This window comes from Spirosoma sp. KUDC1026, from assembly GCF_013375035.1.
In the GTDB taxonomy this organism is placed as follows: Bacteria; Bacteroidota; Bacteroidia; order Cytophagales; family Spirosomataceae; genus Spirosoma.
In genome coordinates this window covers 4,024,028-4,049,378 of sequence record NZ_CP056032.1, presented here as the reverse complement: position 1 = coordinate 4,049,378, position 25,351 = coordinate 4,024,028, and the positions used below count along the sequence as shown (strand labels likewise).

General features: G+C 51.7%; 26 protein-coding genes. 17 read left to right on the top strand and 9 right to left on the bottom strand.

What is annotated here, in order from left to right:
• The first annotated feature begins 77 nt into the window (after positions 1–77).
• The gene (locus HU175_RS16930) at positions 78–737 is read left to right on the top strand and encodes an SGNH/GDSL hydrolase family protein (protein WP_176567711.1); all 660 of its coding nucleotides are present in this window, start codon (positions 78–80) and stop codon (positions 735–737) included.
• A 69-nt stretch (positions 738–806) separates the two neighbouring features.
• On the opposite strand, the gene HU175_RS16925 is transcribed toward HU175_RS16930, so the two are convergent.
• Positions 807–1,574 (bottom strand): DUF2490 domain-containing protein, encoded by a 768-nt coding sequence (locus HU175_RS16925; RefSeq protein WP_176567710.1) that lies wholly within the window; start codon positions 1,572–1,574, stop codon positions 807–809.
• Between the two features lie 147 nt (positions 1,575–1,721).
• Here HU175_RS16925 and HU175_RS16920 point away from each other — a divergent pair, with 147 nt between their 5' ends.
• On the top strand, positions 1,722–2,558 hold the full coding sequence (locus HU175_RS16920) for a TIM barrel protein (protein WP_176567709.1): 837 nt from the start codon (positions 1,722–1,724) through the stop codon (positions 2,556–2,558).
• 82 nt (positions 2,559–2,640) lie between these two features.
• Here the strand turns inward: HU175_RS16920 and HU175_RS16915 are convergent, their stop codons facing one another.
• Both HU175_RS16915 and HU175_RS16910 read right to left on the bottom strand, forming a co-directional pair.
• The gene (locus tag HU175_RS16915; RefSeq protein ID WP_176567708.1) at positions 2,641–3,738 is read right to left on the bottom strand and encodes an acyltransferase family protein; all 1,098 of its coding nucleotides are present in this window, start codon (positions 3,736–3,738) and stop codon (positions 2,641–2,643) included.
• A gap of 341 nt (positions 3,739–4,079) precedes the next feature.
• Complete coding sequence (locus HU175_RS16910; RefSeq protein WP_176567707.1) at positions 4,080–5,156, bottom strand: hypothetical protein; 1,077 nt, start codon at positions 5,154–5,156, stop codon at positions 4,080–4,082.
• Between the two features lie 200 nt (positions 5,157–5,356).
• Here HU175_RS16910 and HU175_RS16905 point away from each other — a divergent pair, with 200 nt between their 5' ends.
• The 3 genes from HU175_RS16905 (at position 5,357) to HU175_RS16895 (ending at position 9,047) form a co-directional block, all read left to right on the top strand.
• Positions 5,357–6,289: an OmpA family protein gene (locus HU175_RS16905; RefSeq protein ID WP_176567706.1), complete on the top strand. Its 933-nt coding sequence runs from the start codon at positions 5,357–5,359 to the stop codon at positions 6,287–6,289.
• A gap of 332 nt (positions 6,290–6,621) precedes the next feature.
• Complete coding sequence (locus tag HU175_RS16900; protein WP_176567705.1) at positions 6,622–7,434, top strand: bacteriorhodopsin; 813 nt, start codon at positions 6,622–6,624, stop codon at positions 7,432–7,434.
• A gap of 146 nt (positions 7,435–7,580) precedes the next feature.
• Positions 7,581–9,047: a carotenoid oxygenase family protein gene (locus tag HU175_RS16895; protein ID WP_176567704.1), complete on the top strand. Its 1,467-nt coding sequence runs from the start codon at positions 7,581–7,583 to the stop codon at positions 9,045–9,047.
• 70 nt (positions 9,048–9,117) lie between these two features.
• On the opposite strand, the gene HU175_RS16890 is transcribed toward HU175_RS16895, so the two are convergent.
• Positions 9,118–9,990, bottom strand: coding sequence for a DMT family transporter (locus tag HU175_RS16890; RefSeq protein ID WP_176567703.1), 873 nt, complete (start codon positions 9,988–9,990; stop codon positions 9,118–9,120).
• Positions 9,991–10,284: 294 nt separating this feature from the next.
• Here HU175_RS16890 and HU175_RS16885 point away from each other — a divergent pair, with 294 nt between their 5' ends.
• Positions 10,285–11,166: a DUF1080 domain-containing protein gene (locus HU175_RS16885; protein ID WP_176567702.1), complete on the top strand. Its 882-nt coding sequence runs from the start codon at positions 10,285–10,287 to the stop codon at positions 11,164–11,166.
• Positions 11,167–11,560: 394 nt separating this feature from the next.
• Here the strand turns inward: HU175_RS16885 and HU175_RS16880 are convergent, their stop codons facing one another.
• Positions 11,561–12,061, bottom strand: a complete 501-nt coding sequence (locus tag HU175_RS16880; RefSeq protein WP_176567701.1) for a DinB family protein — start codon at positions 12,059–12,061, stop codon at positions 11,561–11,563.
• 117 nt (positions 12,062–12,178) lie between these two features.
• On the opposite strand from HU175_RS16880, the gene HU175_RS16875 reads away from it, so the two are divergent.
• From HU175_RS16875 to HU175_RS16860, 4 genes are all read left to right on the top strand, one after another.
• Complete coding sequence (locus HU175_RS16875) at positions 12,179–13,153, top strand: NAD(P)H-quinone oxidoreductase (protein ID WP_176567700.1); 975 nt, start codon at positions 12,179–12,181, stop codon at positions 13,151–13,153.
• A gap of 125 nt (positions 13,154–13,278) precedes the next feature.
• Positions 13,279–13,758: a Dps family protein gene (locus tag HU175_RS16870; protein ID WP_176567699.1), complete on the top strand. Its 480-nt coding sequence runs from the start codon at positions 13,279–13,281 to the stop codon at positions 13,756–13,758.
• Positions 13,759–13,887: 129 nt separating this feature from the next.
• Positions 13,888–15,087 carry an Nramp family divalent metal transporter gene (locus HU175_RS16865; protein WP_176567698.1) on the top strand — a complete coding sequence of 400 codons (1,200 nt, stop codon included), beginning with the start codon at positions 13,888–13,890 and terminating at the stop codon, positions 15,085–15,087.
• A gap of 133 nt (positions 15,088–15,220) precedes the next feature.
• Positions 15,221–16,021, top strand: a complete 801-nt coding sequence (locus HU175_RS16860) for a hypothetical protein (protein WP_176567697.1) — start codon at positions 15,221–15,223, stop codon at positions 16,019–16,021.
• Between the two features lie 3 nt (positions 16,022–16,024).
• Here the strand turns inward: HU175_RS16860 and HU175_RS16855 are convergent, their stop codons facing one another.
• A complete protein-coding gene (locus HU175_RS16855) occupies positions 16,025–16,354 on the bottom strand; it encodes a tetratricopeptide repeat protein (RefSeq protein WP_176567696.1) in 330 nt (109 codons plus the stop codon).
• 111 nt (positions 16,355–16,465) lie between these two features.
• Between HU175_RS16855 and HU175_RS16850 the strand changes: the two genes are divergently transcribed.
• The 4 genes from HU175_RS16850 to HU175_RS16835 all read left to right on the top strand — a co-directional run bounded on the left by HU175_RS16850 (position 16,466) and on the right by HU175_RS16835 (position 20,154).
• Positions 16,466–17,203, top strand: coding sequence for an electron transfer flavoprotein subunit beta/FixA family protein (locus HU175_RS16850; RefSeq protein ID WP_176567695.1), 738 nt, complete (start codon positions 16,466–16,468; stop codon positions 17,201–17,203).
• 127 nt (positions 17,204–17,330) lie between these two features.
• On the top strand, positions 17,331–18,293 hold the full coding sequence (locus HU175_RS16845; protein ID WP_176567694.1) for an electron transfer flavoprotein subunit alpha/FixB family protein: 963 nt from the start codon (positions 17,331–17,333) through the stop codon (positions 18,291–18,293).
• An 87-nt stretch (positions 18,294–18,380) separates the two neighbouring features.
• Positions 18,381–18,977, top strand: a complete 597-nt coding sequence (locus HU175_RS16840; protein WP_176567693.1) for a bifunctional nuclease family protein — start codon at positions 18,381–18,383, stop codon at positions 18,975–18,977.
• A 169-nt stretch (positions 18,978–19,146) separates the two neighbouring features.
• Positions 19,147–20,154 (top strand): transglutaminase domain-containing protein, encoded by a 1,008-nt coding sequence (locus tag HU175_RS16835; protein WP_228724187.1) that lies wholly within the window; start codon positions 19,147–19,149, stop codon positions 20,152–20,154.
• A 120-nt stretch (positions 20,155–20,274) separates the two neighbouring features.
• On the opposite strand, the gene HU175_RS16830 is transcribed toward HU175_RS16835, so the two are convergent.
• Complete coding sequence (locus HU175_RS16830; protein ID WP_176567692.1) at positions 20,275–21,336, bottom strand: M23 family metallopeptidase; 1,062 nt, start codon at positions 21,334–21,336, stop codon at positions 20,275–20,277.
• 75 nt (positions 21,337–21,411) lie between these two features.
• Positions 21,412–22,383, bottom strand: a complete 972-nt coding sequence (gene trxB / locus HU175_RS16825; protein WP_176567691.1) for a thioredoxin-disulfide reductase — start codon at positions 22,381–22,383, stop codon at positions 21,412–21,414.
• A 246-nt stretch (positions 22,384–22,629) separates the two neighbouring features.
• Here trxB and HU175_RS16820 point away from each other — a divergent pair, with 246 nt between their 5' ends.
• A complete protein-coding gene (locus HU175_RS16820; protein ID WP_176567690.1) occupies positions 22,630–22,857 on the top strand; it encodes a hypothetical protein in 228 nt (75 codons plus the stop codon).
• A 153-nt stretch (positions 22,858–23,010) separates the two neighbouring features.
• Positions 23,011–23,448 carry a phage integrase SAM-like domain-containing protein gene (locus HU175_RS16815; protein WP_176567689.1) on the top strand — a complete coding sequence of 146 codons (438 nt, stop codon included), beginning with the start codon at positions 23,011–23,013 and terminating at the stop codon, positions 23,446–23,448.
• A 75-nt stretch (positions 23,449–23,523) separates the two neighbouring features.
• Here HU175_RS16815 and HU175_RS16810 read toward each other — a convergent pair whose 3' ends face one another.
• Entirely contained in the window at positions 23,524–24,276 is a 753-nt protein-coding gene (locus HU175_RS16810; RefSeq protein ID WP_176567688.1) for a hypothetical protein, read from the bottom strand.
• 763 nt (positions 24,277–25,039) lie between these two features.
• Between HU175_RS16810 and HU175_RS16805 the strand changes: the two genes are divergently transcribed.
• On the top strand, positions 25,040–25,351 hold the full coding sequence (locus HU175_RS16805; RefSeq protein WP_176566244.1) for a transposase: 312 nt from the start codon (positions 25,040–25,042) through the stop codon (positions 25,349–25,351).

Genomic DNA, 25,351 nt, shown 5'->3' with positions numbered 1-25,351 from the left:
AGCGGTAATGATAACCTACAAGGGCGAATCACTATTTTTGACTGGCTTTTTTAACCGCTGCTATCATTACTAAAACCATGCGTACCGGCATCTATTTATTTGCATTTATCCTGCTGCTGTCAACGGCGTTCATCAGTAAACCAACCCGGGTCGTTTTCTTCGGCGATTCCATTACCCAAGCGGGCGTTAATCCCGGCGGCTACATTGATATGCTGAAAAAGACGCTGCCCGCCGATCAGTTTGAACTCATTGGCGCGGGCATTGGCGGCAACAAAATCTACGACCTGTACCTGCGGATGGAAGACGACGTACTAGCCAAAAAACCGGATGTAGTTGTCATCTGGGTAGGCGTTAACGACGTATGGCATAAGGCCAGCAGCGGTACCGGAACCGACCCCGACAAGTTTGTCCGGTTTTACGAAGCGGTGATTAAAAAGCTACAAGCGAATAACATCCGCGTTGTTCTGTGCACGCCCGCAGCCATTGGCGAGAAAACGGACATGACCAACCAGCAGGACGGCGACCTGAATCAGTACAGCGCCTTTATCCGTGACCTGGCCACCCGCTATAACCTGCCGTTGGTTGATTTGCGGAAAGCGTTTCAGGAGTATGACTTGAAAAACAATCCTGAAAACAAAGATCGGGGGGTCCTGACTACCGACCGGGTGCATCTCAACGAAAAGGGAAATCAATTCGTCGCCGATCAGATGAAGGCGGTACTGACAGCCGGGAAATAGAAAGGAAATAGCCCAAGTTGGCTCTACAGCCGAAGCCCCGTTGATGGTAAAACATTAACGGGGCTTCGGCTATTTGGTGAAGTCGAGGTTATAAACGACGTTCAGCCGGAAGCCGTTGTTGATCTCGAAAACCGGCCGGTCGGAGGTGGGTTCGGGCGTAGCGTGCTGCTTGATCTGGTTGATGTAATTCAATTCCAGCTTCAGGTTGTCCCGAATCTGGTAGCCCGGCCCCGCCGACAGTCGGTTCTGGTTGAATATGTCATTACCTACGTTCTGGCCGAAGCCGATGAATAGCTCGGCGAAGAAATTGGCGTAGAACTCGCCGTTGTCGATGCGCTGACCCTGGAGCGGAATTTTGCCCGAAATCTGATACCGAATTCGGTTCTGAAATTCCCAGTCAACGATGTCACGCGGATTGGCGTCGGCCCCTACGCTCAACCAGCGCTGTTCGAGCCGGAAGCGATGCGACAGGCTGACCAGACCCAATTGATCACTGATGTTAAGGTCCTCGTACGACCGGTGTTCGAACGTCATCACGTCGTCTTCGGGGTAATCGCCGTAGGGATAGGTAGTCAGGTTGGTGTACCCGCCACCCACCGAGACGCGGTCGTTTAGCTGGTAATTAGTCCCTACCCGCGCCAGGCTCTGCTGCATACTGTGCAGAAAATCCGTACGACGCCATTGGTATTCGGTGTGCAGCTCCCAGCGTTTGCCGAGTTTGTGATCGCCGTTGTAGGTAAACCAGCCAATCGTATTAGGATCCAGCAGGCGGGTTTGCTGGGCCGATACGTAGCAAGAAATCGGAAGCAGAATGAATAAGAGAAACGGAAATCGCATGAAACGTCGCCAGTAACAAAGTACTGGGAGTGTAACTGTAGCCGGTTCATAAGGTTGGGAATCGAATACGGTGGCAGCAGTAGATACCGCTGTCTGCTTGCTTACCTTAGCTGGGAAAAGGGGCTGCGTAGCCCGGCTAAGAATTTTATGGACACAAGACGTCAATTTCTGAAAACAGCGGGCGGAGCAACTCTCGGAGCCCTTTTATTACCCCAGCTCAGCCAGGCTGCTACGGTCAAGAATGTCGGTATTCAACTGTACACTGTCCGGAAAGAGATGCTGGACGACGCGGTTGGGACGCTGAAAGAGCTGGCTAAAATTGGCTATAAACAGCTGGAATCGGCCCGTAGCGCGAAAGGGCTTTACTACGGTCTACAGCCTAAAGAAATGAAGAACGTAGCCAGTGATCTAGGCATGACGTTACGGAGCGGCCACGTCGCCATCGACGAAAACTGGCAGAAGACCGTTGATCAGGCGGCCGAGTCAGGGCAGGAGTACCTGATCTGTTCGTCGCTTCCGTCGGAAGGGCAGACCGTCGATAACTACAAACGCTGTGCCGATACGTTCACGAAAGCCGCCGAGGTGTGCCAGAAAGCGAACATCACCTTTGGCTACCACAACCACGACTATGAGTTCAAGGTGGTTGACGGCAAACCCCTGTATGACATCCTGCTGACCAATACCGATCCCAAGCTGGTGAAAATGGAACTGGATCTGGGCTGGGTAATCGTGACGGGTAATGACCCGGTGGCTTATTTCAACAAATATCCCGGCCGTTTTCCGCTCTGGCATTTGAAGGATATGGACCGGGCGAAACAGGAAAGCACTGAGTTCGGGAAAGGCAACATCAATATTAAAGAGATGCTGCAGAACATGAAGAAATCAGGCGTGAAATACTTCTTTGTCGAGCAGGAAGAATACCCCAAAACGGCCATGGAAAGCGCCCGCTACGATTTCGAATACCTGGCCAAACTGAACTATTAAGAACAAATGAGTACGTTCTGAAACGGAACAGCCCCAGTGAACTGAGGTCATTGGGGCTGTTCCGTTAATTGGGTGTCCCACTCTAGGCGGCAACAGGATCAGGAGTGGGCATGACGACTTGGGGCCGGACAGGGAGCAGCCGCCGAAGAAGCGACTTCATAACCGGTTTCTCCAGATGCTCGTGCAGGTAAACGCTGCTCCAGTTGATCAGGACAACCAGCGCCAGATTCAGCGTCAGTACAGAAAAAGGGTCCAGCACCAGCGGTTTAATGAGTTTGTTGGCAATGATCAGCGTTGGGCAGTGGATCAGATACAGCATGTACGACGCATCGCCCAGTTTACCCAGCCAGACCGGAACCCGCAGCAAGTCTTGACTATCCAGTCCGAGTACGCCCAGCAGCAGCAGGAACGACGAGCTGCCAAAGACCAGCACGCGCTGAAGATGATCTTCGTTCGTAACCGTCGCCTGAAAAAATACGACACCCAGAACCGACGCGACGAGGAGCGCCAGACTCAGGCGTGTCGAAAGTATGGTCCGCTGGTTGATAGACCAGACCAGCACACCCAGGCCAAACTCCAGATTGAAGGGGCTCAGCAGAAAATCGTTAACGAAAGTGCCTGTTACGGGTTCGCGCATCATGAGCAGCGTTCCCAGACCAATGCCGGCCGGGACAACCCACAGGCGGGGCGACAAAATCAACAGGCTAAATACGCCGTAGAAATACAATTCGTAGCTCAGCGACCAACTCACACCGTTTATGGCGTCGTGCCCCGGCAGGAGCAGGGCCGTGGAGGTCCAGTGTGCAAACACGTCCAGCACCGAACCGGCGGGGATTTTGTCTGATGAGCCTGTGAGCAGAACGCCCGCCAGCGTTGGCAGTAGCACCAGCCAGTACATAGGATAAATACGGACAAGCCGCTTGAGCCAGTACGTACGGAATGTAGTCGGCTGGCCAATCAGGCTCCTACTGCTGTGGGCAATGACAAAACCGCTGATGACAAAGAACAGGTCGACACCCGCGTACCCCTGCGAAAAGAACGTATTAAGAATCGGCAGCTGGTAGGTTCTGTCCAGCAACATAGCCAGGTGAAAGAATACAACCAGGAGACAGGCTACGGCTCTGAGCCCCTGTATCCCTGGAAAGTAACTTGACGTCAGGTGAGTAGAGGGTGTTACCATAGGCTGAAAAAAGAAAAATAATTGTAAGTAAGTTGAACGTAATCGAGTGGATGGAAACACGTAGTGTCTGTCTATGGCATTAAGCAAATATCTATCCAGAATTACTTTTCCTGAACAGGTTATTTTTCCTAAAGTCACACTAATTGGTGAAGCGTATAATTGCCTGTTCATGAGCCGGTTGTTTAGGATGCATATTGCCGGTCGGAAGTGACAGATACCCGAACCCTGTGTGATTGAGATCGGCCTGAATAACAAAAGCGCCGTTCAATGGAATATCATTGAACGGCGCTTCAGAAGTAATGCTTTAATCGTGTTATCGGCCTTCGAGGGGAAGGATTACTTTAAGCCGCCATCCGCAGAGACGGTTCCTCGGGCCGCTGCTCGATCATGGGTAGAATAAGGGTATTCATCCGTTCCCGAACGAAGCTTTCCTGTAAATAAGCGGGTAGTTTCGCCACCAACTGCCGGTACGCAGGGGCACCCAATGCCTTGGCGATATACGCTTCGTGCACGGCGTTGACGTGGGCTACGATGTTGACCAGACTCTGGTGAAACAGCTTCACGTCAATTTCCGAATCGACAAAGCGTTCGATCTCCCGATTGGTCGATGAAATACGCAGACGGCTCAGCATATCAAAATACGTCGTGTAACCAATTTGCTTTGCCAGTTGCTTGTACTGCTCAACGCTGAATTTCTGCAGGATCTCACCTGTTTTGGGGCTACGTAGCGCCGTCTTTGGGTTATTCTGGATTGCTGACCGCAGCGCTTTCACGCGCTGATCGCGGGTTGTTTTCAGGAACTGAGCCAGCTCCGCCTGCGCCAGACCCGAGCGCGAAGGCAACAGCAGGTCTGTTTTAGCCGCTACGCTGAATCGTTTGGCCATCGGCAGTCGCTGAATGCGGTAGCTGTTGATTGGCCCCAGCGCATAATAACCAATCGAAGCCGGGTAGTAACCCCGCACGACGGCGTTGCCAATCCGTTTGCGGATCAGTTCTTCATTGCTGACATTAACACCCTGCACGGCCAGAAAGGCCCGGGCGCTGAACAGGGCACTGTAGTACGCCTGAGGGAACGTCCAGTGCAGCGAGCTCTGCAAGTACTGTTCGTCGTTGACAACGGGCGTAATCCGAAGGGCATACTCCGCACTCCAGCTATTCAGCAGGAGCTTTTCCAGCGCCTTCCGGTTCTCGTCGGTCGCGCGACCGTAGAACTGCTGGAAAACGGGAAATTTAGCCAGATCGGACAGGTCGTTCTGATGCTGGATATGATAATCCATGGCGAAGAAATGGTTCAGAAACACCTGCGCTGGGATAGACTTACGCCAGGTCTCGTCCTGTGGCAAACTGGCCGCTGGAGTAGGCGAAAGCGGAGCCTGAGTACTCGTGGAATGGGTCGAAACGTGGTTTATCTGTGTCATACTTTATTAACGAAAAACCTGCTTCCATCGTTCGTTGAAGGTGGACTATTTTATGGTTGTATATTATCTGTAAATCAATGAATTACGAATAGATTTCTGCATTATTTCTGGGTTTGTTTTGAGTCAGGCAAAAAGCCCTTTTCTGGCGGATTTTTCAGGCGCTGTTCGTACTTTTGACGCCCGAATTACGTTGCCTATACATGACGAAGTGGATTAAGATTTTTTTGGTTGTCAGTTCCTGTACGTTCATCAATTCGCTGCCCTCGGAGAGCATAGGGCAGTCCCGGATTCCAGCTCCCGCTCCTTCCCCGGCCGATGGCCTAGCGCTTCTGAAAGGATCGATACTGGACGGCCAAACCAAGAAACCCCTCGCCGGAGCGGTAGTCAGTGCCAGAAGTCAGACCGGCACCATGCGTGCCCAGCAGGTAACCACGGCCGGCGATGGGTCATACCAGCTCAAGCTCGATCCCAAACAGCCCTACACGCTTGTCACCCAGGCCGATGGCTACATTACGCTGGAAGAACAACTGGCCTTCACCTCGAATTTTGCGGTTGATATGCAGCGGCAGCCTGTTCTGTTGTATCGCAAAGGAACAACACCGCCCGTTGCTGTCGCTAAAGTACCAGCCCCGACGAAAACGCCTGCTGTAGCTCAGTCGCAACAACTGCCGCAGGTAACTGTAGCAGCCCCGGCGTCCGCTCCAGTAAGTTCGAGTTCTCCTGCTATCCCCCCCAAAACGCTCGATGCTAAAGTCGTGTATACCCCCCCGCTGGTTGTAGCTCCGGTTGGTAAAACGACGCAGTTACGCGCCATCCAGTTTGTGCAGAGCAAAGCCGAACTACTACCCGACGCTCAGCCCGCGCTGGAACAATTGCTGGCGTTCATGAACAGCAATCCAACGACCGAAATCCTGCTGGCGGGTCATACCGATAACCAGGGAGATTTCGACGAAAACGTCCGGTTATCCAAGCAGCGGGTCGATCTGGTTAAAGAGTATCTGGTGAAAAATGGAATCGCTGGGAGCCGGATTACCACGCGTGGCTACGGCCCAACCCGTCCAACCGCCAGCAATAACCACGAAGCGTCGCGTCAGCAGAATCGCCGGGTGGAAATGATCATCACGAAACAGTAGATTAGACCTTTCAGGCGTCTCGGCAATTGGCAGGTAAAGCTATCACTCAGATACTGATTTGGTATTGCGAGTGCAAGAAGGCCGGCCGGATAGCCTTGATCGACACGCTGAAAATTGCGTATTCCTTACCCGTAAACTGCTGGATGGTCAGGAGGAACGCAGTTGGCGTCGCCGAACCAATATAAGTAGGGTCCGGGCGTGTTCACTACATGACGATCTTGAGTAGATAACGGAATTTTTGTGAGTGTTTTTCTTAAGTATTTTTAAACAACATGTATCTACATCTGTTTCATATCCGTAATTGATCATTAAAAAGAGATTAAAATACGGTTATGGAAAACATGGAGAATCTTTTCAGCTATTCGTCTGTACAGCACGACATTATCAATCATGTGCTCGTACTGGGGGTAGGAGCAACAACGACAGGCTTAGTTTATTTCATCCTGACGATGAAAGAAAGCGCACCCAAATATCAGCTGAGCTCAATCATATCAGCCGTTGTTATGGTATCAGCAGCTTTGATTCTGTTTAATCAGCAGCAGAGCTGGCATCAGGCGTTTACGTGGGATGGGAACAAATGGAATCCATCCGAAGCTACCTTTTCCAACGGCTTTCGGTACGTTAACTGGTCAATCGATGTGCCGATGCTGCTTACCCAATTGCTGATTGTACTGGGTGTATCAGGAGCTGCTTTCCGCCGGCGCTGGGTCGGGCTGGTTGTCGCCGGTCTTCTCATGATCTATACCGGATACGTCGGGCAGTTTTACGAAACGACAGATATCTCTAAACTGCTGATCTGGGGGGCTATAAGCACCGTATTTATGATCTACATCTGTTATATCGTCGGGATATCGGTTGCGGAGACGAATGTAAATATGTCGCCCAAGGCGGCTAAAAGGGCCAAAGCACTTTTCTGGCTGCTTATTGTCGCCTGGACGCTGTATCCAATTGCTTACCTTGTTCCCTGGCTGTCGCCAACGCCGAATGGTATGGTTGCCCGGCAGATCCTGTACACGATTGCTGACATTACCTCAAAAGTCATTTACGGCATCATGCTGGGGCAGCTAGCTACCCGCCTGAGTGCGGAAGAAGGATACGAGCCGGCCCGTGAAGCAATGAAGTCGGTTATTTACGGACGAGACTAAATCGTGTTGCTTTCCCGGTTGTCTCGTCTGCGCTGCGAACGACAAATAACCTAACCGGGAAAGCTTCTTTACTAAAAAGCAACTGAATCGAACATTGCCAGTCTACGTAAGGTTCGATAAACAAACCGGGATACCGAACTGCAATTATGGCCATTCAGCATTACAAGGTGTTGCACGATTACGTCCGCGCGAACAAAACGGTGGTGGACGAATATGACGACGTTGAACTACAACTGCTGGAAGGTGAGCTGCCCGCTGATTTGAAAGGTGTGTTGTATCGTAACGGTAATGGCCGGTTTGCGCATCAGGGAGTATGGTACGACCATCTGTTCGACGGTGACGGTATGATTTCGCGCTTCGAATTCGACGGGCAGAAGGTACGCTATCGTAATCGCTACGTACGAACGCGGGAATTTTTGGAAGAAGAAAAAGCGGGTCGGATGCTGCACCGGAGTTTTGGAACGAACCTGCCGGGTGGTCTCCTGAAAAACGCCTTCCGAATGCAGTTTAAAAATGCGGCTAACACCAGTGTTGTTAGTCACGGGGGGCACATGATGGCGCTTTGGGAAGGCGGATGGCCGCACCGCATCGACCCGGTTACGCTGGAAACTATCGACCGGTACGATTATGATGGTGTACTGAAAAACCGGTTTTCGTGGTTCGACAGTCAGATCATGCCAGAAATGCCGTTTTCTGCGCATCCCAAAATTCATCCCGATACGGGTGTGCTATACAATTTTGGTACGGTAGCCGGAACGAAGCAACGGCTGGTGCTGTACAAAGTCAGTCCCGGTGGCAAGGCGATGATCGATCAGATAATCGAGATGGACGATATGACCTTCTCGCACGATTTTGTTGTCACGCAGAGCGGTCATCGGATTCTGTTTTTGACGCCTGTAGCTTTCGACATGCCCCGAGCGCTTCTTGGTTTTACGTCTCCTGCCGCGTCGATTCGCGTCGACCGCAACAAGCCAACGCTGATACTGGTAATCGATCCGGATGGTACTATTCACCGGTTGACGACCGACTTCTGCTTTGTCTTTCATTTTGTCAACGGATATCAGGAACACGACGGCAAATTGATTGTCGATGGCCTGATGCTGGACTATTTCCCCGCATCGGATTTGATGAAAGCGTACCTGAATGGCGACGTGGCCGACGATGGTATGGGGGCTCGTTTCACCCGCTACACGATTGATCTGGCTACGAAACAGGTAACCCACACACCGCTGGCCGACTACGAAGGGGAACTGCCCGAAATTCACCCCGACCGGGTTGGCAAGCCGTATCAATACACCTGGGGTATTGGTCGGCCGCTCAGTCATAGTCGTCCACTAGCCGATCAGCTCGTTAAAATCGACGTCACGACCGGACGAGGGATGCATACCGGCGATGACCATACCCTGCCGAGCGAACCAATTGTGGTGCCCCGACCCGCTAGTACGGCCGAAGATGACGCGTGGTTACTGTATTTACGGTTTGACGACCGGATGAAAACAACGGACCTGGTCGTAGCCGATGCTGCTACGTTGACGACTACGGCCCGGTTGCGGCTCCCTCACAACATTCCTCTTGGTTTCCACGGTTTGTGGCTGCCTGAAGGCGGGCTATAAGCAGTCAGGGGTAAAAAGACAGGAGCATCAGGCCTCGCGGGTTAGAGGACCCTAACGTATTAAAGTCAATCTACACTTTTCGGCCCAGCCAGAGCCCACCAATGACCAGTCCGGTGCCGATAAGGGTGTATAGGGTGATTGGCTCGTCGAGCAACAAATAAGCGTAGACGAAACCGAAGATGGGGCAGAGAAACAACCAAAGTGAGGCCCGGATGGGGTCCAGCCGTACCAGGAAAAACCAGAGCTGAAGGGCGGCTACCGATACGGGTATAATTAGCCAGAAAACGGATAGCCAGAAGCGAGCATCGTACTGAGCTGTGGTGAAGTCAGCAAAGACAAGCGTGAAGGGAAGCAGTAACAGGCCGCCGATCAGGACCTGCCAGCCGTTAATGGCTAATGTTGGCAACTGCCAGTCGACCCGGGCGTAATATACCGTGGCGGCCGACACAGAAATCATCCCACCCAGCAGAATCAGTAACCCGTCGAGTGTCGCGTAGCTCGTCTGCAGCAAAGGGTAGGTAGCAATGCCTACGCCGGTTAGGCCCAGCAATAAGCCACCCAGTTCAGTCCAGCGCGGCATCCGGCGCAGCCATAAAGCCGACAACAACGTAATAAACAGCGGGTTAGTGGCCGTCGATAGACTGCCAATCCCGGCCGAAACCTGTTTCAGGGCCAGCACAAACGCGCCCAGATAAATGGTCGTGTTGAGCAGAGCGAATAGCGTCAGTTGGCCCCACTGTTTGCCGATGGGCCAGGCCTGTTTGGGACGTTGAATACCATAAACAAACAGTAGCATACCAATACCGGCAATAAAAAACCGCGTATTCGCCAGAATAAGGGGATGGACCGACTGTACGCCGTACTTCGTCGCGACGGAGGCAGAAGCCCAGAGAGCCGCGTAAAGAAGCCCGGCCGGTATAACAACTGAATTCGATTGCTTCATCTTTCTAGTTCCACAACCATCGTTCCGCCGAAGAGGGTGGCCAGGTGAACCGGACAACCATCGCTGTGGATTAACACGTGCCTGAATACGAAAAGCAACCTCCCGATCCGAACAGCCTTTTCGGTGAGTAACGGGCGAACGTAGTGCACGGTCTTGGTGGAATGAATGGGCCGCAAAGATAGAACGCGACCGCACAAACCCGGTAATAAAACGGCGGTCAACAATTCGTTTAGGGGTAGATTACCAGCTCATAAGGCTTCTTTTGGTAGTTTCCACCAATTCGTTTCGCGCTTCATGAAAGTTTTCGCTTCCTGCCTGCTTTTATTTTTTGCCTTGATTAACCGCGTATCGGCCCAGTCGAAGGAAGACTGGATGCCTTTGTTCAACGGCAAGGATTTGACCGGCTGGGACGTCAAGATTGCAGGGTATCCGCTTAACGACAATGTTGGCAATACGTTCCGGGTGGAAGACGGCCTGCTACGTATCGCTTACGATCAGTACAAGACGTTTGACGGCCGCTACGGACACCTGTATTACAACCAGCCTTTTTCATACTATATCCTGCGGTTTACGTACCGGTTTCAGGGTAATCAGGTGCCGGGGGGCGACTCCTGGAACGTGCGGAATAGTGGGGTGATGATTCACTCCCAGTCGGCGCAGAGTATGGGATTAAAGCAGGCATTTCCGGTTTCGTTGGAAGTGCAGACGCTGGGAGGCCTGGGAACGGGCCCTCGGGCGACGGCTAACCTGTGCACACCCGGTACGCAGGTCTATATGAATGGTAAACTAAACACGGCCCATTGCATCGATTCGGAGTCGAAGACCTACGACGGCGATCAGTGGGTAACGGTTGAGGTGGTTGTGCTGGGCGACTCGATCCGGCACGTGATCGACGGGGAAACGGTGCTGGCCTACGAAAAAGCGCAGATTGGGGGTGGATACGTCGGCCAGGATTATGACTGGGCCAAAGGGCAGGTCGCTAATCCTGACTACTGGATTAAGAAAGACGGTACACCCCTGCGGGAAGGGTACATCGCCCTGCAAAGCGAAAGTCACGCCATTGATTTCAAAAACGTCGAGTTGCTTAACCTGAAAGGCTGTATGGATCCGAAGGCGCTCAACTATAAAAAGTATTACGTTGCGGCCGACCCAGCCCAGTGTCAATACAAACGCTAGCCGTTACGTTTCTATTAGTTAATTAGGGGTATTACCCTTGTTGTTTGCCTCTGGCAACGGACGACCACCCCCCGGCCCCCTCCTATTTTAGGAGCTAATCTTGTAGGGTTTTTACGAGGTGGCGAATTAAGCTTAGTTGGCTACTACTTACCACCCCCTGCCCCCTCCTAGAAAATTAGGAGGGGGTGGTTGAGAGGGGCACTTCTGCATGTTCCCCTCCTGTTTTAGGAGGGGCTAGGGGTGGTCAGAGCTAACCTCGACAAGATTATAAAACAGGAGAGAGGGCAGAGGTGAGGAAAACAGTTGCGTTATCTGTACTTCTGGCCCGACTATTAAGTAGGTGCCTGATAATGAAACCTCTGTGCCTCCGTGAACTCTGTGTTGAAAAATAAAACTATGCGGGCCAAGCATCCAGCAGGCGACGGATAATGATAATTTCACCAACGTGGTAGGCGGTATGGTCGGCAATCAGCAGAGCTTCGCGCAGCAGATTCTGTCCATCACCATGGGCAAACGGTTTATATAAATCCTGTTCGGGGTCGTTCAATAGGGCCACAAAGGCATCGCGGTCAGCGCGGATCTTAGCTACGGCGGTATCCCAGGCGGTAGCATCGGGGGGTGTTGTTTCCTTGGGCCAGTAACCATCCGGCCAGGGGGGGGATACGTAGTTCGAATCCCGCGAAAACTCCAGAATGTCTTCCTGCGCAATTCGAATGTGATCAACCAGTTGCCAGATACTGTACGGCAGCTTTTCCGGTTTGACGCCCCGCAGGTCAACGGGTAGGTTCTTGATGGCGTCGTCGAACGATTGGTGGGCGTTGCTGCCGGTCAATAAAGCAACCAGTTGTTGGCGTAGGGCGGCTGTTGCGTCGGCAACGGAAAAAAGAGTATCCATCCAGTGCTGGGATCATGTGTCGTAACTAATGACGGTCTGGGAGCTGATTTTGTTTAATCAGCCCGGTAAATCTGCTGGTATTGTCAGCCAAAATACGGCTACGCTGGTTATGCTCACATGAAAGCAATTGTTATAACGCAGCCTGGAGAATCTCACGTATTAGAACTCCAGGACAAACTCAAACCAGATACTCAGCGGGGCCTCCAGCCGGGCCACATTCTTATTCGTGTTCGGGCGGCCGGTGTCAATCGAAGCGACGTAATGCTGCGTCAGGGTGGTTACGGTACGAACCCAACCGGGCAGATTCCGGGTCTGGAAGTAGCCGGTACGGTAGAAGCCTGCGGCCCCGGTACCAGCCGCTGGAAGATCGGAGAACGGGTATGTGCCCTCATCAAAGACGGTGGGTATGCCGAATTTGTCGCCGTCGACGAGCGGCATTGCCTGGCCGTGCCGGAAAACCTGTCGTTTGTAGAAGCCGCTTCGTTGCCGGAAACGGTACTAACCGTCTGGTCGACCGTATTTCAACTGGCTCACCTGCAGCCCGGCGAAAAACTGCTGGTTCACGGTGGAAGCAGCGGTATCGGCGTAACGGCTATTCAACTGGCAAAAGTCTTTGGCTCGCCCGTCTACGCGACGGCAGGTTCCGACGAAAAATGCCGGTTCTGCGAGGAACTGGGCGCGGAAAAATGCGTCAACTACAAGACGGATGACTTCGAAACAGTTCTCAAAGATGCTGGTATCGATGTCATTCTGGACATGGTAGGCGGGGAGTATCTGCCCAAAAATATCCGGTTGCTGAACATGGATGGTCGGCTGACCTACATAAATTCGATGCAGGGGGCAAACGCGCAGCTGCACATTCCGACCCTGATGCAGAAACGCCTGACCATTACGGGCAGTACACTGAAACCCCGCAGCGACGATTTCAAGGCCGCTCTGACGGCCGAAGTGGCGCAGCGAGTCTGGCCGTTGCTGGCCGACGACCGGCTGAAAACCATTATTGACCGCACCTTTCCGCTGGCCGAAGCCGCCAACGCGCATGACCGGATGGAAAGCAGCGAGCACATAGGTAAGATTATACTGGAGGTTTAGAACCCATCTATGTTTAGACCATTTCCAATGTTATCCTCCGGAAAAACAAAGCCATCCATCTGATAGTTGAAGACACAACAAAGCAAATGGCTTTGTCCAATTGTATTACTTAGCATTCTCTCGTTATGGCTTTAAAACCCAACATTGGTCTTTCCGAAGACGTACTGAAAAAGGACAACGAACTACTGAACGCCTTTTTAGCTGATCTTCACGTACTATACATCAAAACCCGCAAATTCCACTGGGATGTAGCCGGGCCAAGCTTCAAGGAATACCACGAGTTTTTTGAGGAGCAGTATAACGCACTTGAAGAAGAAATCGACCTGGTTGCCGAACGCGTGCGTCAGCTGGGCGGTCGTCCGGTGGCAACGATGAAAGATTTTCTGGCCGAAGCGAGCCTGGAAGAAGATCACGATGGCCACATCGATACGCCCGAAATGTTCAAACGCCTGCTAGCTGACCATGAGCAAATCATTCGTGAACTGCGCGAAGACGTGGACACCACAGATGAGAAATTGAACGACGCCGGTACGGCTGACTTCCTGACGGGTCTGATGGAAGAACACGAAAAACACGCCTGGATGCTGCGTAAGTACCTGTCGTAGGGTAGTAGACAGCCAGATAAATTGAAGCAGCATCGCCCGGCAACCTGTCGGGCGATGCTGCGTTTTGGTGGATTGTATGCTGTTTTTGGGTAGTTTGCAGCGTAAGCCCCCTGGGCTTCTGTCAAACGAATGCCCAAATCTCTTTCGCTCCGCTCCGGCCTGAGCAGTGTACTAATCTGGTCAGTTATTTCCGCGGCCTTTATTGGCCCCGGCACCGTAACCACCTGCGCCATGGCCGGGTCACGTTTTGGCCTCGACCTGCTCTGGGCGCTTACGTTTTCTACTATTGGTACCATTGTTTTGCAGGAAGCGGCCGCCCGGATTACCATTGCGTCCGGCCTGAGTCTGGGTCAGGTCCTGACAACCATGTATGGCCAGCGGGCCCGGTGGCTCACTACCGTTTTATTTATCGCCGTTGCCCTGGGGTGTGCTGCCTACCAGGCGGGAAATCTGCTGGGGGCGCTGGCGGGACTAACGCTACTTACGGACTGGCCCCCGCAACTCTTAACTCTCCTCCTGGGGGCCACGTGTCTGGTTTTGCTTTGGCGCGGTTCCACTCAGCTTATTGCCCAGTTTCTGGGACTGGTCGTTTTTTTGATGGGTATTGCCTTTGCCTACGTGGCCATCAGCGCGTCGCCGGGAGCGGGAGCTTTTGCCCAGTCGCTGGTCATCCCTGCATTGCCTGCCGGATCGCTGGTACTGGTGATCGGGCTGATCGGTACAACCATCGTTCCCTATAATCTTTTTCTCGGTTCGGGTATTTCCCAGCCCGGACTTAGCCCGGTCGACGCCATCCGCGAGATGCGTTTAGGTATTAGCCTGGCCGTGTTGATTGGCGGGGGAATTTCCATGGCTATTCTGGTATCCGGTACGCTCGTTACAGGCGAGTTCTCATTTCAGAACGTAGCGCAGACGTTGAGTAATCGCCTGGGCAGCTGGGCCGGAGCGTTTTTTGCCTTTGGGCTGTTTGCTGCCGGATTTACCTCCTGTCTGACAGCTCCACTGGCTGCGGCTGTTACGGCCAGGAGCCTGCTGGGCTGGTCGGAGAACAGTTGGGCGTATAAATCGGTTTGGCTGGTGGTGATGGGTATCGGCCTGACGTTTGGCCTGCTGAATGTAAAGCCTGTCCCGGTGATTGTGCTGGCCCAGGCCGCTAACGGACTGTTGCTGCCCCTGGTAACTGTTTTCCTGCTGATTGCGGTGAACAACCGGGCGCTGCTGCCGGCTGAATACCAAAACCGGTTCTGGCAGAATGCCATCCTGGTACTTATTGTTGGGGTTACGGCTTTCCTGGGGTTACGCAACCTATGGCTGGCACTGGGCAGCTAGCGCTAACTTACTGACTGGCAAAGTTGTATTTACCTTTTATGGATTGGTGAGCAGGCGTATATTTGCATAATTGCCTTCAGCCATCAGGCGCTCACCTGCCGGGTACGATTCACGCCAAAACTAGTGTCAACCGATGAAATCCGTTTACTTCGTTCCATCAGGGTTACTGACTAGCCTGTTCGTCATGCTGTTAGGAAGCTGTGCCCCTAACGTCACTACGTATCAGCTTAAACCAGTTTCCGGCAACGTGAGCATGGTCGACGGGCGCTCCGTGACGCGGGTTGACCAGCAGGGAATTGGCGTTGTTGCGTCGTTCGAACGGGAGGATATAGAGTTTGTTACGCTGGATGTTGAGGTAAAAAACCTCACCCCCGATTCCATCGACGTAAACCCGGCCGACTTTAAGTTTACAGCCCTGAACGGTCAGCAGGATACCCTGGCCGACCCGCAGCATATTGGCTATGCCCTGACCCGCCCGGCCGCCGACCCTGCTTACGAAACGGACCGGCTCGTCATGAAGCGGAAGCTCGAAGAGAAACGCCTGAAACGGGCGAAGATACTGAATACGGTGCTGATGGTGGCAACCATTGCATCCGACGTTTCCAGTTCTAGCCGGAGCCGTTCATACAGTGAGTACGCCAGCAACCGCATTAGCCACAGTCTTGCGTATCAGGGCATTGCCATCAAGCGGGCCGTCGACCACGGTACGTTTGCTAATCGGATGCAACGCTACGACTACGAAGAATACCGCTGGCGCGAGCTGGCCTTACGTCGGCATACGCTGGCCCCCGGCGAGTCGGTGCGGGGTTTAGTGTACCTTACCAAAGTCCCCGACGCCCGGTTCCTGTCTATTTCCTACACCGTGCCGGAACAGGTGACCGTACCGCTGCTGTTCGAGCAGGAACTGGTGCAGCAGAAAAAGAAACGCCGGTAACGTCTACCAATCCTCATTCTCGTCGGCCAATGCCTGTTTGGCCCGCTGCAGTTCCAGCAACGTTTTCTGTTTTCCCGTCGCCCGTGCCAGGTCGATGCCTTTATCGTAAAGAGCATGCGCTTTTTCGTGTTCACCCTGGTTGGCGTAGAGCGCGGCAGCGTGGTAGTACGTCGGTAGATAATCCGGGTGGTTCGTCAGCAGGTCGTCAAAATACGGCCGGGCCTGCGCGGGCTGCTCGGTCATGTACTCCATGGCCAGAGCATACACATTGAAGGGATCGCCCGGCTCTTCCTGGACAAATCGAATTAATTGTTGGATACGTTCGTTATTCATTCAGCTAAAAAAATAGTATGCATGCATACTTTCTTTGGCGACAGTTTGTACTTTTACGCCGTAAAGTTGGTCGTAACAAACCAATTTACACGAACTAAAACCTTAGAGCCGATGAAAATTTTAGTGTGTGTGACGAGTGTGCCCGACACCACCACCAAGATTACGTTTACGGACAACAACACCAAGCTAAACAAGGCAGGTGTTACGTTCATTACGGGTCCTTATGACGACTATGCGCTGGCCCGGGCTGTTGAACTGAAAGAAAAAACCGGTGCTTCGGTCACCGTGCTGAATGTGGGTGAAGCCGATGCCGAACCGGTGATCCGGAAGTGCCTGGCTATTGGTGCTGACGATGCGATCCGGGTAAACGCCGAACCAACCGACGCTTATTTCGTCGCTGAACAGATTGCCGCTATTGCGAAGGAGACGACTTACGATCTGATCCTGATGGGCCGCGAATCCATTGATTACAATGGGGGACAGGTCCACGGTATTGTCGGTGAAATGCTGGGTATTCCGTCGATTTCACCCGTTATGGTGCTCGATCTGGATGGTGATACGGCCCAAATAACCCGCGAAATCGAAGGCGGCAAAGAAGAACTGGCGGCTAAACTGCCACTGGTGCTGGGTTGCCAGGAACCGATTGCCGAATGGAAAATTCCGAACATGCGGGGCATCATGACGGCCCGGACCAAGCCGCTTAACGTGGTGGAACCCGTTGGAACCGATAAACTCACGACCGTTGCCAGCTACGAGTTGCCTGCGCCACGTGGGGCCGTTAAGATGATCAAGGCCGAAGAAGCTGAAACGCTCATTCAACTGTTGCACACGGAGGCAAAGGTTATTTAATGTTGTAGAGTTGAAAGGTTGAAGAGTTTTAACGTTGGCTGACGCACACTTGAACTTGACAACTATAAAACTCTTCAACCAAACAACTTTCCTCCTCCCCGTTTTCCAACCCTAAAATTTCAGACGTATGTCAGTTCTCATATTTGCCGAATTAGACGAAGGCAAGCTCAAAAAATCGTCGCAGGAAGCTATTTTCTACGGGGCCAAAGTAGCCGATATGCTCGGTACATCGGCCACCGCCATCGTCGCCGGTGCCGCTGATGACAGCGAACTCGCTACGGCCGGTCGCTACGGCGCGACGAAGGTGCTACACGCATCCGACAGCAAGCTGAACGAGCCCAACGGTATGGCCTACGCTACCGTTGTGGCCGCAGCCGCCCAGCAGGAGGGTAGCAAGGTGATCGTGCTGGCTAAATCGTCGCTGGCCGATGCCATGACCGCCCGGCTGGCCGGCAAACTCAAAGCTGGTCTGGCTGCCAACGTCATCGAGCTGCCCGACCTGTCGAACGGCTTCCGGGTGAAAAGCAGCATCTATACCGGCAAAGCCTTTGCCTATAACGACCTGAAAGCCGATGTCAAGATTGTAGCAATCAGGAAAAACACCGTTACGCCCGAAGAAACAGAGGCAACGGCACCGGTCGAAAAGTTTGCGCCTGCGCTAAACGATGGTGATTTTGCGATCTCCGTGAAAAGCACCGAAAAATCGTCCGGCGACATTCTCCTGCCCGAAGCCGATCTGGTTGTTTCGGCGGGCCGTGGGCTCAAAGGACCCGAAAACTGGGGGCCTGTTGAAGACCTGGCCAAAGCCCTGCACGCAGCAACCGCTTGTTCGAAACCCGTGTCGGATCTGGACTGGCGTCCTCATTCTGAACACGTTGGTCAGACTGGCCTCAAGATCAGCCCGAATCTGTATATTGCCTGTGGAATTTCTGGGGCTATTCAGCACCTGGCGGGCGTAAACTCCTCGAAGGTAATTGTTGTTATCAACAAGGACCCTGACGCGCCGTTCTTCAAATCGGCGGATTACGGCATCGTTGGCGATGTGTTCGACGTATTGCCACGTCTGACGAAAGCGGTGCAGGCCCTTTGAGGATGATTCGTTTGGGAGTTTGCTTATTGGTTGATAAAACAGGCAGCTTAACGAACAATCAAACTCTCAAACCGTTAAATTTGCGCTGTGGATAAGATTAAACTAGAGATATTGGGCCTTTCCCCCAGTCAGTCGCAATCCGGCTCGTTCGCGCTGGTACTGGGTGAAGAATACGGTAACCGCCGATTACCGATTATTATTGGCATGTTTGAGGCTCAGGCCATTGCCATCGAAATTGAGAAGATTGTTCCGAACCGCCCGATGACGCACGATCTGTTCAAGCAGTTTGCCGAACAGTTCAAGTTTACGGTGCGGGAGATCGTTATCTCTGAACTGCGGGAAGGTATTTTCTTCGCCAAGATCGTTTGTTTCGACGGCGTTCGGGAAAGTAACATCGACGCGCGCCCGTCGGACGCCATTGCGATTGGCATCCGCTTCGACGTACCGATCTACACGAACGAGTCTATCCTCTCAGAAGCGGGGATCACAGCCAGCGGTAGTGAGGAAGAGGACGAGCAGGAGGAGCTGGTTAAATCGTCGAATCGTCCGTCGACGCGTTCGTTCGGTGATCAGTTGAAAAATGCCTCTGCTGAAGAATTACAACGAATGCTTGACGATGCGCTTGGCAACGAGGAGTATGAGCGGGCCGCCAAAATCCGCGATGAAATGAGTAAGCGTAATTAGTCTCTTTTACATACATCTTTTCTTGACCGTGCCCGATACGACTAGTCGTATCGGGCACGGCTGTTTTAGCCTGCTGAGGCTGTTTTTGACTAAAACATAATCCTGTAATCAGCAATAAAAACGCGGCCGTTTGTGTTATCCTAATGTGAGACAAACCGGAATTATACGCATGTACGCAGCCAGACCTGTCCTGGCCTTATTGCTACTAGTTTTCGCTACTGCTTTCTCGTTTCCTGTTGGTAAACAGGAGGTTCCCCGCCCGTCGAAGTTCGTTACGATAGACTACAGTACCATCGATGCGTACGCCCGTAATACGCCCGAGTCGGCGACCCGGAATCTGAGTACGCTGAGTGCTTACCTGACCTCGCCTGCCCGTACTGAACTGGCCAAAGCCCGTTCGGTGTATACCTGGATCACGTCGCATATCAATTACGACATGACAGCCTATAGCGGTCGGCGGTACTCGTCCGAGTTGGAATACATAAACCGGGTTATGAACAGCCGAAAGGCCGTCTGTACCGGTTTCGCGTTGCTGTATAAGCACCTGCTGAAACAGGCGGGTATTGAGGTCGCCAATATAAAGGGGTACTCCCGTACGAACGATAGTGAAGCGGGGCGGCCCATTCGCCAGATGGATCACGAATGGAATGCGGTTAAACTCGATGGCGACTGGTACCTGGTTGACATTGCCTGGGCGCAGACGACGGCAAAACCTGGTCCGACGGGGGCACTGCAGCCTAACGATTTTTACTTTCTGACGGAGCCTACGGCCTTTGCGGTCAATCACTTTCCGCAGGGAACAAGCTGGCAGTTGCTGGAAAAACCGTTTACGAAAGCCCAGTTCGACCAGTTTCCTAAAGTGTACGATGCTTACTTCCGACTGGGCTTCGATCAGAAATTTCCGCAGACAGGCTTGCTGGAAGCCAGCGATGACCTTACCCTGACGTTGAAAAACGAAGGTGACGTCGAGTTTATGTGCTCGGTAGGCAGCGTCGGCGGATCACGGGCGACCAACGTGCCCGTCCAGGTGCAGCATACCGGCGATACATACCGGCTGACGGTACCGATGATGCAGAGGGGGGACAATACGCTTTATATCTTCGCTAAACGGCAGGGCCCCCGTAACGAACGTGTCAAATCGTTCGAGGGTATTGCAGCCTTTACCGTAACGAAATAAGGTAAGGTCTATCTGACTACTATTCCTACGCAAAAGGGGGCTGCGATATTTCGCAGCCCCCTTTTGCGTGTAAACTAAGAATAATGACAAACGAAAACTTTACAGTGCCTTAAGCCTGTTTTAGTTCACCCGTAGCTTCTGGCCGGGACGTAGTTTAGACCGCGAGGAAATGTGGTTCTTACGTGTCAGCGCCGACACCGACATACCGTAGCGGCTGGCAATGGAACTGAGCGTTTCGCCGGAACGAACCCGGTGCAGGATTGTCCGTTTAAGACGAGGACGCGAGCCTCCATCCGACGAGGGCCGGCCACCGCGCAGGTAATCCCAGACATTGCTGGTCAGCAGGAAATGATCGGAAATAAGCGCGTTTTCCGGGAACGTGTAGATGTTCAGCGGGCTAAACGGATTGCCTTCATAGCGGGTTTCGAAGTGAAGGTGAGGGCCCGAACTGCGGCCCGTGCTGCCACCCAGCCCTAGCTGATCCCCCGCTTTCACGTACTGACCCGATTCAACCGTTTGTTTCGACATGTGACCGTAGAGCGTTTCGAGGCCATTATAGTGTCTCACCAGAACGTAGCGCCCGTAGCCATCGCCGTTCCAGCCAACTACCCGAACGATGCCGTCAAAGGCTGAGTAAATGGGATCACCCGTTTCCAGATCAAGGTCGGCTCCCGTGTGCCAGCGGCCCCAGCGGAAGCCGAAGTTCGATGTTAGTTTACCCTCGTTGAGGGGGGGCGCCCAGTAGCGGTTGGCGGGCGGATCGTACAGTTTGATGTCGATGGCTTCGTTGAATTCCAGCGGATTGATGTTATAGGGGTCGATGGTGCGGGAATCCCAAACGGCGTAATAGTCGGCCGCTTTTACCCATTCATTACCGATCAAAACAGAATCAAGTACTTCAACAACACTGGTTTCGCCTTGGTCAATCTGGCTTGTATCTTCGCTAACGACCGGGTTAAGTTCTTTTTTTGGCTCAAACTGGTTGTTAAACTGCAGCGGAGCCATTTCCTGATCAAACGGGTCTTCCGCTTTTTGCGGCTGTTCGAAGACCTGAGAGTTCGGTTGGTTCTTAGGGGTAATACGCAGGTTTTTTTTAAATCGCCCGCGCTCCTGTGCCTGCGTCGTTAGGGTGATGCTCAGACACCCAATAGCTAACAGCCACTGTATAGCGGTTTTTCTCATCGATAACGAAAAAGATTTGATCGCTCCCGCCCAATGAACCGGTTAGGGCGCTGGGCGGGAGCGGAGAACAGTCTGTTAATGAACAACTTCTTGATCCTGCATTTCAAGCGTGACCAGGTAACGTTCAGCATCGAGGGCCGCCATGCAACCGGTTCCGGCTGCCGTAATTGCCTGACGGTAGACGTTATCCTGCGCATCGCCACAGGCAAAGACCCCCGGAATATTGGTGCGGGTACTGCCTTTTTCGGTGATGATGTAGCCGTGATCATCCAGATCAACGTATGCTTTGAAAATATCCGTATTCGGTTTGTGGCCAATAGCCACAAAGAAGCCGGTAACAGCTAAAACGGTTTCTTCACCCGTTACCGTATTTTTTACCCGGGCTCCCGTTACACCTTCGTCGCCTAGAATTTCCTGCGTTTCGGTATTGTACAGAATTTCGATGTTCGGAGCCGTTTTTACCCGCTGCTGCATGAACCGCGACGCGCGCATTTCGTCCCGACGCACGATCATGTACACTTTCTTGCAGAGGTTGGCGAGGTAGCTGGCTTCTTCGGCAGCCGTATCGCCCGCACCAACGATGGCTACTTCCTGATTGCGGAAGAAGAAACCGTCACAAACGGCGCAGGCCGATACACCCAGGCCATTCAACCGCATTTCGGATGGCAGCCCCAGCCATTTGGCCGACGCGCCGGTCGAGATGATGATGGAATCAGCCGTGATTTCGTGGTTGTCGTCGACAATAGCGCGGTGAGGCTTGTCGCGGCCTGGATTTTCCGAGAACTCGACCTGGGTTACCAGGCCATACCGAATGTCGGAACCAAACCGGCGGGCCTGACTTTCGAGGTCCTGCATCATCTGCGGGCCTTGCACTCCTTCCGGATATCCCGGAAAATTATCTACTTCGGTCGTAATGGTGAGTTGGCCACCGGGTTGACCACCCTGGTACAGAACGGGATTCATATTAGCCCGGGCTGCATAAATAGCCGCTGTATAGCCCGCTGGGCCAGAGCCGATAATCAGGCACTTAACGTGTTCAGAAGTCATTTCAATAGGCAGGTAAATTGTCCTTTATTGAATTCGGTCCCGCCTGTACAGGTAGGAGAGTATATGGACAACATATGCAAAATTGAAAAAATTTCCTGTGGCGAACAACTCCTTAAATTAACCACTTCCGCATAACATTGCGCGAACTATTGGCCCTGTTGGCCCCCAAACCCGTTTTTGTTTAGCTTTGTAAACAGCCCAAATGCGGAAATATAGGGAGTGGTTTAGGAAAAGTTTTAGGCAAAAATGGCGACAGTCACTCTGGTCAAGCACAGTCCGGCGCGTAAGGATGGTAAGTTTCCCATCTGCATCCGGGTTGGCGTGAAGCGAAAATACAGCTACGAAACCATTTGCTACGTCTTGCTACGTCAAAGAAACGTACTGGAACGACGCGGCCAAACAGATGCACCCCTACGAGCGCGACAGCCCCGGCATGAACCAGCGCATCCGCCCGCGACTGGTACCAGGAGGTAAACGAGCTCATCGACTGTTACGATAACAAGCACTGGTCCTACACGGCCCAGGAGATTCTGGCCATTAACTACCCGGAGTGGAAAGCCAACCAGGAGGCTATCCGGCTGAAAGGAAGACGTACCCAACGGCCTCATCAAGTTTAGACGCAACGTCGTGGTTCCGTACTGGAAGGCGCGTAACAACGAGGAGAACGCCAACCGCTACGACGCCGAGTTCACCATGATCGAACGTTACCTGGCCACGCTATCACCCAAACGAACGGACGTGGTCATTTCCGCCATCAACGAGGAATGGTTTTATGCCTACTTTGACTGGTTACGGAATAAACCCCGCCCCGTCAAATCCGACTACACGTTTCGCCAGCGGCTGGGCCAGATCAAAGCCGTGATCCGGCTCGCCTTCAAAAAAGGAGCCATCCCGGCCATGCCCAAATTTGAGATCAAGCCGAACCTGCAAAAAGGCCGTAAGCCCAAACTAGACAACGACCAGCTTCAGCGCATGGAAACCTTGGACTACATCACTGAACAGCTTCAGAAACGAAACCGGGCCAGACGCTACCCCCACTCGCCGGTTCTTCCGTACAACGACTAAGCCGCAGTAAGGCGAGTAAAAGCCCGACACCTCACCGTGCCGGGCTTTTTAGGAAGAGGGCTAATCTAGGAAATATTAAATCTTAATACGCTTCGATACCTCCTTAAATCGGCTATCTGACGCTATATTCTTAATTGACTTTTTAGGGAATCTGACAATCAGATCTAATGCGTCATTAACATAAATGTCAGAAGTGACAGTTTTAAAATGATTGGCCAATACTCTAGTCCTTTCTTCTGGCTTTTGCTTATCGAAATCTGTTACAAATTCTGGATCATTGAACAAGTCAATAAATTCTTTGACTGCATTGACATCGAATAAGGTAATAAACTCATTATAGTGATTTGTAGCTCTTTCGTCAATCCCCTCTCTGTAACCTAATCCATTGCCAATCCAACATTGACAAATCACTTTTACGAATAGTCGGCGAATCGCTTTGGGTATACCTTGCCTGGGAAGGCTATCAGATATTGCCTTCGCATGCGGGTATTCATTGTAGAAATTGTACCAACCAAAATGACTAGTTCTCAATTCTTGTAGTTTCTCAATAAGCTCAGCTGTTAAACTATCCTCGTCTTTGTAATCTAAACCAGCAACTAACTCAAGGAATTTTTGAGCTAGATCACGTCTATCACTCTCTCCATTTTTTCTGTAAATACCAAACTTTGCTCCAATCTTATATTTAAGCTGTTCAGAAGATGCATCCCATATTCTAGAGGTGATATTTTCGATATTATCTTTTGTAAATCTCTCTTGTCTAGGGTCGCAATATAAGCCAAAAAGTTGTTGAATAAAGTCGTCAATACGTTCTTTGGGTTGCTTAATCAAATCGAAGCAAATGACTTCATAATCACCATCTGAAATTTTATGCTTTCTAATATTATCTAATAATATTTTTATTTGGATTACCGAATGATCTGGTCGTGCTGTAATGGCATATTTAATGCAGTATTCAAGTAGATTAATTAGTTCATTGCCTGAGATTTCATAATCGTTTGGGTGAGCCGCACTTGCATGGTTTCTTAAGTAGTTTACGTGTTATAGTCTTTTGAAATTCAGATCGTTAATTAATCCTATGCGCCTACATATATCTATTAGGTCGAATTCAGATATTGCATCTATTTCATCTTCTTTAGATAGATTTTTATATCTACTAGATATATTTTCTGCAATTGAATAGAAGTATTGTAAATCATAAGAAATGACTAACCGGCGTAACGCCTTTACTGTTTCGTCCCATAGAAAGTTCAATGCGCCATCAAATAAGCCTACTGTAACAGCTACAGTGAATTTAGATAAATAAGTGGCTTTTTGTCTCTCTTCGTATGGAAGAATTTCTAGTACACTCGACAAAGAAAAAAATCGCTTTACGTCTCTCTTCAATAGGGCTTAATATATTTTCAGTGGGTAGATCAGTAAAGCTTAATAGTTCAGCAATTGAATCGTGAAATCTTCTTATAGAAGTATCCACAGTGGCCGGTGAACTATTCTGAGGCACTAACTGAATTTTAGGTTCCATAAAAGTGTCTTAACCCCCTGAATGACTGGACAAAATTGTAAAAACAGTTTAGTCCTTTTACATTCAGATACCATGAGCAAATTAAGGCGGAGTTTTACTCCCGATGACCGCTATTCTATCGTCCAGGAAGCCATTCGTGACGGCCATGCCGAGACTTGTCGAAAATACAATCTATCTCCTTCGCTGCTGCGCAAGTGGAAATTGAAGTATTTGAGTAAAGGCAAAGAAGGCCTCAAAGATTCTTACGCACGCGTCGATCCCCAGCTTCGAGTGCTCGAAGAAGAAAATGAACGCCTGAAGCGGATTGTAGCAAAACAAGCTTTGGAACTGGAGATCAAAAGTGAGCTACTAAAAAAAACTCCTATTCACTCCAGGAGAAGCTAG

Coding starts and splice junctions, on each gene's coding strand:
- HU175_RS16930 (WP_176567711.1), top strand. CDS start 78: ATGCGTACCGGCATCTATTTATTTGCATTTATCCTGCTGCTGTCAACG.
- HU175_RS16925 (WP_176567710.1), bottom strand. CDS start 1,574: ATGCGATTTCCGTTTCTCTTATTCATTCTGCTTCCGATTTCTTGCTAC.
- HU175_RS16920 (WP_176567709.1), top strand. CDS start 1,722: ATGGACACAAGACGTCAATTTCTGAAAACAGCGGGCGGAGCAACTCTC.
- HU175_RS16915 (WP_176567708.1), bottom strand. CDS start 3,738: ATGGTAACACCCTCTACTCACCTGACGTCAAGTTACTTTCCAGGGATA.
- HU175_RS16910 (WP_176567707.1), bottom strand. CDS start 5,156: ATGACACAGATAAACCACGTTTCGACCCATTCCACGAGTACTCAGGCT.
- HU175_RS16905 (WP_176567706.1), top strand. CDS start 5,357: ATGACGAAGTGGATTAAGATTTTTTTGGTTGTCAGTTCCTGTACGTTC.
- HU175_RS16900 (WP_176567705.1), top strand. CDS start 6,622: ATGGAAAACATGGAGAATCTTTTCAGCTATTCGTCTGTACAGCACGAC.
- HU175_RS16895 (WP_176567704.1), top strand. CDS start 7,581: ATGGCCATTCAGCATTACAAGGTGTTGCACGATTACGTCCGCGCGAAC.
- HU175_RS16890 (WP_176567703.1), bottom strand. CDS start 9,990: ATGAAGCAATCGAATTCAGTTGTTATACCGGCCGGGCTTCTTTACGCG.
- HU175_RS16885 (WP_176567702.1), top strand. CDS start 10,285: ATGAAAGTTTTCGCTTCCTGCCTGCTTTTATTTTTTGCCTTGATTAAC.
- HU175_RS16880 (WP_176567701.1), bottom strand. CDS start 12,061: ATGGATACTCTTTTTTCCGTTGCCGACGCAACAGCCGCCCTACGCCAA.
- HU175_RS16875 (WP_176567700.1), top strand. CDS start 12,179: ATGAAAGCAATTGTTATAACGCAGCCTGGAGAATCTCACGTATTAGAA.
- HU175_RS16870 (WP_176567699.1), top strand. CDS start 13,279: ATGGCTTTAAAACCCAACATTGGTCTTTCCGAAGACGTACTGAAAAAG.
- HU175_RS16865 (WP_176567698.1), top strand. CDS start 13,888: ATGCCCAAATCTCTTTCGCTCCGCTCCGGCCTGAGCAGTGTACTAATC.
- HU175_RS16860 (WP_176567697.1), top strand. CDS start 15,221: ATGAAATCCGTTTACTTCGTTCCATCAGGGTTACTGACTAGCCTGTTC.
- HU175_RS16855 (WP_176567696.1), bottom strand. CDS start 16,354: ATGAATAACGAACGTATCCAACAATTAATTCGATTTGTCCAGGAAGAG.
- HU175_RS16850 (WP_176567695.1), top strand. CDS start 16,466: ATGAAAATTTTAGTGTGTGTGACGAGTGTGCCCGACACCACCACCAAG.
- HU175_RS16845 (WP_176567694.1), top strand. CDS start 17,331: ATGTCAGTTCTCATATTTGCCGAATTAGACGAAGGCAAGCTCAAAAAA.
- HU175_RS16835 (WP_228724187.1), top strand. CDS start 19,147: ATGTACGCAGCCAGACCTGTCCTGGCCTTATTGCTACTAGTTTTCGCT.
- HU175_RS16830 (WP_176567692.1), bottom strand. CDS start 21,336: ATGAGAAAAACCGCTATACAGTGGCTGTTAGCTATTGGGTGTCTGAGC.
- trxB (WP_176567691.1), bottom strand. CDS start 22,383: ATGACTTCTGAACACGTTAAGTGCCTGATTATCGGCTCTGGCCCAGCG.
- HU175_RS16820 (WP_176567690.1), top strand. CDS start 22,630: ATGGCGACAGTCACTCTGGTCAAGCACAGTCCGGCGCGTAAGGATGGT.
- HU175_RS16805 (WP_176566244.1), top strand. CDS start 25,040: ATGAGCAAATTAAGGCGGAGTTTTACTCCCGATGACCGCTATTCTATC.